Below are 10,743 nucleotides of genomic sequence, written 5' to 3'. Positions count from 1 at the left end.
GGCCGGGGCTCCGGCGGCGCCGAGCAGGGCGCCCAGGCCGCGGGCCGCGGCGGTCCGCAGGGCGGGGGCTGCGGGGGTACGGGCGTGCTCCTCGACGGAGGAGTCGACGAGAACGATCCCGGCGGTGCGGCCCGGGTGCAGCCGGGCGAAGGCCTCCGCGTGGAATCCGGCGATCGAGTGGCCGACGACGGTGGCGGGTCCCGGGCGCCGGATCGCGTCGAGGAGTGCGGCGATCCGGTCGGCCTCGCCGGTGGCGCTGGGCGGGACGGCGGCGGGGGCGGAGAGCCCGTGCCCCGGCCGGTCGAAGCGGACGACCGTGCGGTGGGGGGCGAGCAGCGGGACGACGGGGTCCCAGTCGAACCAGCTCATGGCGAGCCCGGCGCTCAGGACGCAGACGGGGCCTGAGCCCTCGACGACGGCGTGGTGGGCGACGCCCCCGATCCGTATGAACACGCTCGAGCTCAAGGACGCTCCCTGGCGGCGAAGTCGGAGACGGCGGGTACTGCGAGCCAGACTTTCACGAGCACGATCTGCGGCCGTCGGCCGACCCCTGGCGACCGGCACTCGGGCGGGTCGGCGGGCGGCGCTCGTCGCGGGGCGCCGGGTCACGAACACATCTCGGCCACAAAATCCCTGGCATGTCCACATTCAGCTGGCTTAACGTCATGATCGTCAGGGTCGGAGTGTTCACTTCCCACGACGCTGAGCCCCCCCTCTTCACCTCGAAGGATGCCGCATGACCACGCCCACGAACCCCCTCGGACAGAACCCCTGGGGGCCGCCGCCCACCGGGATGCCGGGGATGCCCCAGCCACCGTTCCCGCAGCAGGCGCGCAACGGGCTCGGTGTCGCCGCTCTGGTCGTCGGCATCGTGGGCCTGGTCTTCGGGATCATCCCGTTCCTGTTCTGGCTCGGCGGGATCCTGGGCGTCCTGGCGCTCATCTTCGGCATCATCGGCCATGGTCGCGCCCGCAAGGGGGAGGCGACCAACAAGGGGGCCGCCCTCACCGGCATCATCCTCGGCGCCGTCACGATCGTCGTCTCGCTCGTGTGGCTGATCGTCATCGTCACGGCGGTCAAGGACGTCGCGAACGACATGGAGGACGAGGTCCGCAAGCAGCAGAAGGCCAGTACCGCTCCCGCGGAGCCGGGCGCGGGCGCGCCGGACGACGAGCCCACCGAGGCCGGCCCGGCGACGCTGACGTTCGGCGCGACGCACACGTACGAGGACGGGGTGAAGGTCACCGTCTCCAAGCCGCGCCCCTACACGCCCGATGAGTTCGCCGCAGGCCACGACAAGGGCAACCACGCCTTCCAGGTGACCATCACGATCGTCAACGGCAGCAAGAAGGCCATCGACATCACCACCGCCCTGCCGGACGCGCGCGACGCCGAAGGCGCGCAGGCGGAGCAGATCTTCGACGGAAGCGGCGCCTCCGAGCCCTTCACGGGCACGCTCCTCCCGGGCAAGCAGGCCAAGAGCTCGTTCGCCTACTCGCTGCCCGCCGCCGCGGACAAGGAGATGCAGCTGGAGGTCGGCCCGAAGGTCCTGGACTACGAGCACGCGATCTGGACCGGTCCGACCACGTAGGTCATCGGCACGCGGCTTCCGGCGACATGGCTTCCGGCGACATGGCTTCCGGGCACGTGGCTTCCGGCGACATGGTTTGCGGGCACGTGGCTTCCGGCGACGTGGCTTCCGACCACGCATCTTGCGGGCTCGGGCCGCTTCCCAGGACATAGCGTCGGTCTGACGATTACACTGGGCCCGTGCCTCAACTACGCCTCGCTCTGAATCAGATCGACTCGACCGTCGGCGATCTCGCCGGAAACGCCGAGTCGATCGTCCACTGGACCCGGCACTCCGCCGAGCAGGGCGCGCATCTGGTCGCGTTCCCCGAGATGGCGCTGACCGGCTACCCCGTCGAGGACCTCGCGCTGCGGTCGTCCTTCGTCGAGGCGTCCCGGGAAGCCCTGCGGGCGCTCGCGCGGCGCCTCGACGCCGAGGGCTTCGGGGAGCTGCCGGTGATCGTCGGCTACCTCGACCGCTCGGAGCGGGCCGAGCCCCGGCTGGGCCGGCCCGCCGGCTCCCCCGAGAACGCCGCCGCCGTGCTGCACCGCGGCACGGTGGTGCTGCGCTTCGCCAAGCACCACCTGCCCAACTACGGCGTCTTCGACGAGTTCCGCTACTTCGTCCAGGGCGACACGATGCCCGTCGTCCGGGTCCATGGTGTGGACGTCGCCCTCGCCATCTGTGAGGACCTCTGGCAGGAGGGCGGCCGGGTGCCCGCCGCCCGGAGCGCGAACGCCGGCCTGCTCGTCTCGATCAACGCCTCGCCGTACGAGCAGAACAAGGACGACACGCGGCTGGAGCTGGTGCGCAAGCGGGCCCAGGAGGCCGGCTGCACCATCGCCTATCTCGCCATGATCGGCGGTCAGGACGAGCTGGTCTTCGACGGCGACTCGATCGTCGTCGGCACGGACGGTGAAGTGATCGCGCGCGCCCCGCAGTTCTCCGAGGGCAGTGTGCTCCTCGACCTGGATCTGCCGGCCGCCTCGGCCGACGCGCCGGAAGGCGTCGTGGACGACGGTCTGCGGATCGACCGGGTGATCCTCTCCGAGGACCCGCTGCCGGCCTACGAGGCGGAGCTGACGGGCGGTTACGCGGACCGGCTCGACGACGACGAGGAGGTGTACTCGGCGCTGGTGGTCGGCCTGCGCGCGTACGCCGCCAAGAACGGCTTCCGTTCTGTCCTCATCGGTCTGTCCGGTGGCATCGACTCGGCGCTCGTCGCCGCCATCGCCTGCGACGCGGTCGGCGCGCAGAACGTGTACGGCGTGTCGATGCCGTCGAAGTACTCCTCGGACCACTCCCGGGGCGACGCCGCCGAACTGGCCCGTCGCACCGGGCTCCACTTCCGCACGGTGTCGATCGAGCCGATGTTCGACGCGTACATGGGAGCGCTCGCCCTCACCGGCCTGGCGGAGGAGAACCTGCAGTCCCGGCTGCGCGGCACGCTGCTGATGGCCCTCTCCAACGAGGAGGGCCACATCGTCCTCGCGCCGGGCAACAAGTCCGAACTGGCGGTGGGGTACTCGACCCTGTACGGCGACTCGGTCGGTGCGTACGGCCCCATCAAGGACGTCTACAAGTCGACCGTGTTCCGCCTCGCCCGCTGGCGCAACCGGGCGGCCGAGGAGCGCGGGCAGATCCCGCCGATCCCGGAGAGCTCGATCTCCAAGCCGCCGAGCGCCGAGCTGCGCCCGGGACAGGTCGACACGGACTCGCTGCCGGACTACGACGTCCTGGACCGGATCCTCGCGCTGTACGTCGACCGCGACCAGGGCAAGGACGCGATCGTGGCGGCCGGCTTCGACGAGGAGCTGGTGACCCGGACGCTGCGGATGGTGGACATGGCGGAGTACAAGCGGCGCCAGTACCCGCCGGGCACCAAGATCTCGGCGAAGGGCTTCGGCAAGGACCGCCGGCTGCCGGTCACGAACCGCTGGCGGGAGACGACGAGCCGCTGACGGCTCGGTCGTGCTCCGTGCCGAGGGGGCTTCCCGCGACGACGCGGGAGGTCCCCTTCGCCGTACGGTCCGTCAGGCCGGCCACCGCGGCGACGGCCAGTCCCAGCACGGCGAGGACGGCGCCGACGAGGGCCGGTGACGTCCAGCCCCAGCCGGCGGCGACGGCCGCACCGCCGGCCCAGGCCCCGCCCGCGTTGGCGAGGTTGAAAGCGGAGTGGTTGGAGGCGGAGGCGAGGGTCGGGGCGTCCTTGGCCTTGTTCATGACCAGCATCTGGAGCGGGGTTGTCGTCATGAAGCCGACCGCTCCGAGGACGACGACCGTCACGAGCGCCAGCCACGGCACCTGGAGGGTGAAGCGGAAGGCGACCAGGACGAGGGCGAGCGCGCCGAGGGAGCCGTACAGCGTCGGCCGCAGCGCCCGGTCGGTCAGCGGCCCGGCGGCCAGCGCGCCGCCCGTCATGCCGATGCCGAAGAGGGCGAGGACGACGGTGACGGAGGACTCGCCGAAGCCCATCACCTCGGTGGTCATCGAGGCGAGATAGGAGTAGACGGCGAAGACGCCCGCGAAGCCGAAGACCGCGGTGAGCAGGCCGAGCAGCACCTGCGGGCGGCCGAGCGCGCGCACCTCGCGGCCCAGGCTCTGCCGCGCGTCGAGCGGGACGTACGGGACGAGCCGGGCGAGCGCGGCCATGGCGAGCAGGCCGATGACGGCGACGACGAGGAAGGTGGCCCGCCAGCCGAGGTGCTGGCCGAGGAGGGTCGCGGCCGGTACGCCGAGGATGTTGGCGACCGTGAGACCCAGGAACATGGTGGCCACCGCCCGCGCCTGCCGGTCCTCGCGCACCAGGCGTGCGGCGACGACGGCGCCGACGCCGAAGAAGGCGCCGTGCGGGAGGCCGGCGAGGACCCGGCCGCCGATCAGCCAGCCGAAGCCCGGCGCGAGCGCGGAGGCCAGGTTGCCGACGACGAACAGGGCCATCAGCAGGAGCAGCATCTTCTTGCGGGGGACGCGCGAGCCGAGGGCGGTGAGCAGCGGGGCGCCGATGACGACGCCGATCGCGTAAGCGGACACGAGGTGTCCGGCGGTGGGGACGGAGGTGCCGAGATCGTCGGCGACGTTGGGCAGCAGGCCCATCATCACGAATTCGGTGGTGCCGATGCCGAAGGCGGAGACGGCCAGCGCGAGCAGCGCCAGGGGCATGGGGAGAGCCTTTCCAGACGATAAGTTCTTCGACTGAACAAATGCTCTCAGGGGAAATGTTCCCGGGTGCTGCCGGGGTGTGAAGGGGAGGTTTCGGCTCAGAGCCGGACGCGGGCCGCGATCGGCAGATGGTCGCTGTTCGTCTCCGGCAGCGTCCAGGAGGAGACCGGCTCGACGCCCTTCACCATGATCTGGTCGATCCGCGCCATCGGGAACGAGGCCGGCCAGCTGAAGCCGAAGCCGTCGCCCGACGCGCCCTGGGTGGAGCGCAGCTGCGAGGTGACCGCCTTGAGCGAGCGGTCGTTCATGGTGCCGTTGAGGTCGCCGAGCAGGACGATCCGCTCGTGCGGGTCGTGGGCGATGGCCTCGCCGAGCGCGTCCGCGCTGTTGTCGCGCTGGTTGGCGGTGAACCCGGCGTGCAGCTTGACCCGTACGGACGGGAGGTGGGCGACGTACACGGCCACCTTCCCCTGGGGTGTGGCGACGGTGGAGCGCATGGCGCGGGTCCAGCCCATCTGGATGTCGACCGGGCGCGTGTCGCTCAGCGGGTACTTGCTCCACAGCCCGACCGTGCCCTGGACGGAGTGGTACCGGTAGGTGTCGGCGAGCCCGCGTTCGTACACCGGGACCATCTCGCCCTTGAGCTCCTCCAGGGCCACCACGTCCGCGCCGGAGCCGGCGATCTGGCGGGCCGTGCCCTCCGGGTCGGGGTTGTCGGCGTTCACGTTGTGGGTGGCGACGGTGAGGTCGCCCCCCGCGCCCGACTTGTCGGTGATCAGGCCGCCGAAGAGGTTGAGCCAGACGACGGCCGGCAGCAGCAGGGCGATCAGCGCGGTCGCGGAGCGCCGCAGCAGGGCCGGGACGAGCAGCACCGGCACGAAGAGGCCGAGCCAGGGCAGGAAGGTCTCGGTGAGGCTGCCCAGGTTGCCGATCCGGTTGGGGATCTCGGCGTGGAAGACCATCAGCAGCGTGAGCAGCACCGCCGTGGCGGCCAGGACGATGCCGCGGCGCCAGATCCCCCGGTCACCGCGCCAGCGGTCGAGCGCCGATCGGAACCGGGATCCGGAGCGCTCGTCCCGGGCGCCGCCGTTCTCGGTCTCCGTCATGTCCACCCGCGCCATCGCTCTGTCCTCACTGCCTTGCTGCCGTGCCGTCTTGCGGTCGTGCTGTCTTGATGCTTGCTCGGTGACCCGACGTCGACACTAGGTGATGTGGGGTCGGTCGTACTGCCACGAGGGACGACAGGACGGGTGCGGCGGGTTCCTGCCGGTGGCGGGGAGGCGCGGCTGTGACAGAACCCGCACATTGGATGCGGAGAAGCCCGACGTCCCGGCGGTGTGAAGAGCACCACTTCGGCCCACTTCCCCCGCTACCGCGCGAAGTGCCACCATGGACGTGGTCCGGGGACGCCGTCAGGGCGCCTCGAGATGACGAAGGAGCCGTTCACCATGACGCTTCAGGCTGCCCAGAAGCAGTCCGCCGACAGCTCGAAGTCGCTGTACGGAGGCAAGGGCACGCGCCGTGTCACCGTCCACGACATCGCCGCCGCCAAGGTCCGCGGCGAGAAGTGGCCCATGCTCACCGCCTACGACGCCATGACCGCGTCCGTCTTCGACGAGGCGGGCATCCCGGTCGTCCTCGTCGGCGACTCCATGGGCAACTGTCACCTCGGCTACGAGACCACCGTGCCCGTCACGATGGACGAGATGACGCTGCTCTCCGCCGCCGTCGTACGGGGCACCAAGCGCGCCCTCGTCGTCGGCGACCTCCCCTTCGGTTCGTACCAGGAAGGGCCCGTCCAGGCCCTGCGCAACGCCACCCGGCTCGTCAAGGACGCGGGTGTCGGAGCGATCAAGCTGGAGGGCGGCGAACGCTCGCTGCCGCAGACCGAGCTGCTCGTCCAGGCCGGCATCCCGGTCATGTCGCACCTCGGGCTGACCCCGCAGTCCGTCAACACCATGGGCTACCGGGTGCAGGGCCGCGGCGACGAGGCCGCGCACCGGCTGCTCAGCGACGCCAAGGCGGCGCAGGACGCGGGCGCGTTCGCGGTCGTCCTCGAACTCGTACCGGCCGAGCTGGCCGCCGAGGTCACCCGTTCGCTGCACATCCCCACCATCGGCATCGGCGCCGGACCGGACACGGACGCCCAGGTTCTCGTCTGGACCGACATGGCGGGCCTGACCGGCGGCAAGGTGCCGCGCTTCACCAAGCAGTACGCCAACCTCCGCCAGACCCTCGGCGACGCCGCCCGCGCCTTCGCAGCGGACGTCGGCGGCGGGGCGTTCCCCGCGGAGGAGCACACCTTCCACTAGCCACCGCGGTACCACCGACAGCCCGCCGACATCCCCCATCGGCGGGCTGTCGCCGTCTGTCGGTCGTCTGTCGGTCGTCTGTCGGGGCGTTGTCGGTGGCGGCTGGTGTAGTGGGGGCCATGACGCGATCACACACCAACGCCGTCGAGGTACGGGGCCTCGTGAAGCACTACGGCGAGACGAAGGCCCTCGACGGGGTCGACCTGGACGTCCGGGAGGGCACGGTTCTCGGGGTGCTCGGCCCCAACGGCGCCGGCAAGACCACTCTCGTGCGCTGCCTGTCCACCCTGATAGTCCCGGACGCCGGGACCGCCACCGTCGCCGGCTACGACGTGGTGAAGCAGCCGCGCCAGCTCCGTCGCACCATCGGCCTCACCGGCCAGTACGCCTCGGTCGACGAGAAGCTGTCCGGCTGGGAGAACCTCTACATGATCGGGCGGCTGCTCGACCTGACCCGCAAGGACGCCCGGCGTCGGGCGGACGAGATGCTGGAGCGCTTCTCGCTCACCGAGGCCGCCAAGCGGCCCGTGATGAACTACTCCGGCGGTATGCGCCGCCGGCTCGACCTCGCCGCCTCGATGATCGGGCAGCCGGCCGTGCTCTACCTGGACGAGCCCACCACCGGTCTCGACCCGCGCACCCGCAACGAGGTCTGGGACGAGGTCCAGCGGATGGTCTCCGAGGGCGTGACCGTCCTGCTCACCACCCAGTACATGGAAGAGGCCGAGCAGCTCGCGAGCGAGCTGACCGTGGTCGACCGCGGCCGGGTCATCGCCAAGGGCAAGGTCGACGAGCTCAAGGCCCGCGTCGGCGGCCGCACGCTCAAGGTCCGCCCGGTCGACCCGGCCGACCTGCCGGCCATGGCCGCAGCGCTGCGCGAGACCGGTCTCGACGGCATCGCCGGGGCGACCGTCGTCCCCGACGAGGGCGTCCTGTACGTCCCGATCCTCAGCGACGAACAGCTGACCGCCGTCGTGGGCCTGTTGGGCGCGCGTGGCTTCGGCATCACCCACATCGGCACCCATCTGCCCAGCCTGGACGAGGTGTTCCTGGCCATCACCGGCCAGAAGACGACCGTGTCCGACGCGATTCCCGAGGAGGTCGCCGCGTGAGCGCCACCACGACCACACAGCTCGCCAAGTCCCCCGCCGACGCGCCGGGGCCGGCCCCGGCGCGCAGCGCGCCGTCCGCCGAGGGCCGGATCGGCCTGCGGGCCAACCTCCGCCACATCGGCGCTCTGGCCCGCCGCAACGCGCTGCAGATCAAACAGGACCCGGAGTCGATGTTCGACGCCGTCCTGATGCCGATCATCTTCGTCCTGCTGTTCGTGTACGTCTTCGGCGGCGCGATCTCCGGCAAGGGCAACAACGACGCCTACGTGAACTACGTCGTCCCCGGCCTGATGGCGATGATGGGCATGAACATCGCCATGGCCGTCGGAGTCGGCATCAACGACGACTTCAAGAAGGGGGTCATGGACCGGTTCCGGACGATGCCGATCGCCCGGTCCTCCGTCCTCATCGCGAAGATCGTCGTCGAGGCCGGCCGGATGCTGATCGCCACCGCGATCCTGCTCGGCATGGGCTTCATCCTCGGCCTGGAGATCAAGACCTCGGTCCTGGGCCTCTTCGCCGCCATCGGCCTGTCGATGGTCTTCGGCGCCTCGCTGATGTGGATCTTCATCCTGCTCGGTCTCACCATGAAGACGGCCCAGGCCGTCCAGGGGATGGCCATGCTCGTCCTGATGCCCCTGCAGTTCGGCTCCTCGATCTTCGCCCCGCCGACCTCGATGCCCGGCTGGCTGGAGACCTTCACCGACTACAACCCGCTGTCCAACCTCGCCGACGCCGCCAGGAACCTGATCAACGGTGGTCCGGTCGCCCACTCGGTGTGGATGACCCTCGGCTGGGCGGTCGCGCTCACGGTCGTCACGGCGCCGCTCGCGGTCGCCAAGTTCCGCAAGAAGACCTGAGCCGTACGGGGGTTCAGGACTCGCCGCGCCTTCTGATCGCGTCGGCGCCGTCGAGCAGGGCGGCGGCCTCTTCCAGAGAGAGGCCGCCGCCCTCGGCGTACGCGGCCTCGAACGCCTCGTCGCCGAGCGCGCCGCGGGTCAGCTCCGTGGCCCGCTCCAGGTTCTCCCGCTCCAGCGGCGACATCAGATGGCCTGAAGGCAACACGCCCGGCTGGGCGCCGAGGAGCCGGGCCGCGAGCACGGCCTCGGTGCCGCCGCCGAGACCTGCGAGCGCCCAGGCGGCGGTGATCAGGTGGATCGCCGGCATCTGCGGGGCGACCGTCATGGACAGCGGGCCGAGCGAGCGCTCCAGAGCCTCGTGGGCGCGGCCGAGCGCGGAGTCGTACCGCCCCTCCAGATTGTCGAGCCAGCCCAGGCTGCCGAGGGTGAACCCCTCGAAGATCGACGGGGCTTCGGAGCCGAACTCCTCCGTCAGGGCGGTGAGATGCTCACGCGCCTCGGCGGTGCGGCCGGTCCGGCCGAGCAGAATCGCCAGGAAGATCCGGGCGGCGAGCATCGGTTCGTGTCCCCGGGCGTTTCCGGCCGCCAGGACCTGACGCAGGATCGCCTCACCCTCCTCGCTGCGTCCGGTGACCGTGAGCATGTCGGCGTAGCGGGCGCGCAGAAGGGCCGTCTGGGACTGGGCGCCGATCCGCTCCGCGTACTCGATGGCGGCGGCGAAGTCCTCGGCGGCGCCCTCGAACGCGCAGCGCTTCTCCCGGGCCTCGCCACGTGCCGAGAGCGCCTCGGCCGCGCCCCAGGCGTCGTCGAGGCGGACGAAGATCTTCAGGCTCTCGTCGGCGTCGGCGCTCGCCCTGTCCGCCCAGTCGCTGCGGTTGGCCAGCATGTTGGCGCGCAGCTGGAGCGCGTTGGCGAGTTCCCAGTCGTAGCCGTAGGTGCGGCAGGCCTCGACGGTCGCGTCGAGCACCTCCCGCATGCGGCCCGCCTCCCCGGTGAGCAGAACGGCGAAGACGGAGAACGAACCGGGCAGCCGGCAGGTCTGCGGCAGTCCCGGGGGGTACCGGTCGGTGATGGGGCGCAGCCGTTCCATGCCCTCGGGGGTGGTCCACCGGCCCGTCTCGTAGTCCATGTTGAGCAGCTCGATCAGCCGCGTACCGCGCCGGGCCTCCCAGAGCTGGTCCTCACTCAGGGGCGGCGGGGCGGCGGTGCACGGCTCGAAGAGCGGGACGGCGGGCGGGGCGTCCGGCCCGAAGGGGTCGGGGCCGAGAGAGGCGGCGGCCTCGGCCCAGTGCAGGGCGTCGGCGCGCAGATCGCGCATCTGCCAGTACCAGAGCAGCGAGTGGACGAGGCTCAGCGTCTCGTGCTCGTCCCGGGCGGCGACAGCGCGGCGCAGGGCGGTGCGCAGGTTCTCGTACTCGGTCCGGAACCGCGCGATGGCCGCGACCTGCCGACCGCCGCGGAGCTCGGGGTCGGTACGGCGGGCGAGTTCGCGGTAGTGGACGAGGTGGCGGCGTTCGACGGCCGCCCGCTCGTCCGCCTCGTCGAGCCGCTCGGCGGCGTACTCGGCGACGGTCTCCAGGAGGCGGTAGCGCATGGCGCCGTCGTCGGACGGTTCGGCGACGACGAGCGACTTGTCGACAAGAGATCCGAGCACGTCGAGGACGTCGGGGACGTCGGGGGTGGTGGCAGGGGCGGGGGCGGCGGCAGGGGCGGGGGCGGCGAGGGAG

Annotated in this window: 8 protein-coding genes and 1 pseudogene; 5 read left to right on the top strand and 4 right to left on the bottom strand. The window is 71.3% G+C overall.

Annotated features, from left to right (window positions below; genetic code table 11):
* Positions 1–465 (bottom strand): alpha/beta fold hydrolase (locus tag J7E93_RS34385; protein ID WP_251067505.1); only part of this gene is annotated, 465 nt, incomplete at its 3' end.
* Positions 466–736: 271 nt separating this feature from the next.
* On the opposite strand from J7E93_RS34385, the gene J7E93_RS34380 reads away from it, so the two are divergent.
* Together J7E93_RS34380 and J7E93_RS34375 are read left to right on the top strand one after the other, a co-directional pair.
* The gene (locus tag J7E93_RS34380) at positions 737–1,591 is read left to right on the top strand and encodes a DUF4190 domain-containing protein (protein ID WP_215073970.1); all 855 of its coding nucleotides are present in this window, start codon (positions 737–739) and stop codon (positions 1,589–1,591) included.
* Positions 1,592–1,770: 179 nt separating this feature from the next.
* On the top strand, positions 1,771–3,531 hold the full coding sequence (locus tag J7E93_RS34375; RefSeq protein WP_215073969.1) for an NAD+ synthase: 1,761 nt from the start codon (positions 1,771–1,773) through the stop codon (positions 3,529–3,531).
* Here the strand turns inward: J7E93_RS34375 and J7E93_RS34370 are convergent.
* Together J7E93_RS34370 and J7E93_RS34365 are read right to left on the bottom strand one after the other, a co-directional pair.
* Complete coding sequence (locus tag J7E93_RS34370) at positions 3,497–4,732, bottom strand: MFS transporter (RefSeq protein WP_215073968.1); 1,236 nt, start codon at positions 4,730–4,732, stop codon at positions 3,497–3,499. The two genes, J7E93_RS34375 and J7E93_RS34370, sit on opposite strands and share 35 nt — an antisense overlap.
* A 98-nt stretch (positions 4,733–4,830) precedes the next feature.
* The gene (locus tag J7E93_RS34365) at positions 4,831–5,853 is read right to left on the bottom strand and encodes an endonuclease/exonuclease/phosphatase family protein (protein WP_215073967.1); all 1,023 of its coding nucleotides are present in this window, start codon (positions 5,851–5,853) and stop codon (positions 4,831–4,833) included.
* Between the two features lie 327 nt (positions 5,854–6,180).
* Here J7E93_RS34365 and panB point away from each other — a divergent pair, with 327 nt between their 5' ends.
* The 3 genes from panB (at position 6,181) to J7E93_RS34350 (ending at position 9,016) form a co-directional block, all read left to right on the top strand.
* A complete protein-coding gene (panB, locus tag J7E93_RS34360; RefSeq protein WP_215073966.1) occupies positions 6,181–7,044 on the top strand; it encodes a 3-methyl-2-oxobutanoate hydroxymethyltransferase in 864 nt (287 codons plus the stop codon).
* 119 nt (positions 7,045–7,163) lie between these two features.
* The gene (locus tag J7E93_RS34355) at positions 7,164–8,156 is read left to right on the top strand and encodes an ATP-binding cassette domain-containing protein (RefSeq protein ID WP_215073965.1); all 993 of its coding nucleotides are present in this window, start codon (positions 7,164–7,166) and stop codon (positions 8,154–8,156) included.
* On the top strand, positions 8,153–9,016 hold the full coding sequence (locus tag J7E93_RS34350) for an ABC transporter permease (RefSeq protein WP_215073964.1): 864 nt from the start codon (positions 8,153–8,155) through the stop codon (positions 9,014–9,016). Before J7E93_RS34355 ends, J7E93_RS34350 begins: the two co-directional genes overlap by 4 nt.
* A gap of 13 nt (positions 9,017–9,029) precedes the next feature.
* Here J7E93_RS34350 and J7E93_RS34345 read toward each other — a convergent pair.
* A pseudogene (locus tag J7E93_RS34345) lies at positions 9,030–10,743 on the bottom strand (AfsR family transcriptional regulator); the annotation flags it as partial.

It is taken from the genome of Streptomyces sp. ISL-36 (assembly GCF_018614205.1).
In the GTDB taxonomy this organism is placed as follows: Bacteria; Actinomycetota; Actinomycetes; order Streptomycetales; family Streptomycetaceae; genus Streptomyces.
This window is presented reverse-complemented; position numbering and strand designations above follow the sequence as displayed.

Coding starts and splice junctions, on each gene's coding strand:
- J7E93_RS34365 (WP_215073967.1), bottom strand. CDS start 5,853: ATGGCGCGGGTGGACATGACGGAGACCGAGAACGGCGGCGCCCGGGAC.
- J7E93_RS34370 (WP_215073968.1), bottom strand. CDS start 4,732: ATGCCCCTGGCGCTGCTCGCGCTGGCCGTCTCCGCCTTCGGCATCGGC.
- J7E93_RS34380 (WP_215073970.1), top strand. CDS start 737: ATGACCACGCCCACGAACCCCCTCGGACAGAACCCCTGGGGGCCGCCG.
- panB (WP_215073966.1), top strand. CDS start 6,181: ATGACGCTTCAGGCTGCCCAGAAGCAGTCCGCCGACAGCTCGAAGTCG.
- J7E93_RS34355 (WP_215073965.1), top strand. CDS start 7,164: ATGACGCGATCACACACCAACGCCGTCGAGGTACGGGGCCTCGTGAAG.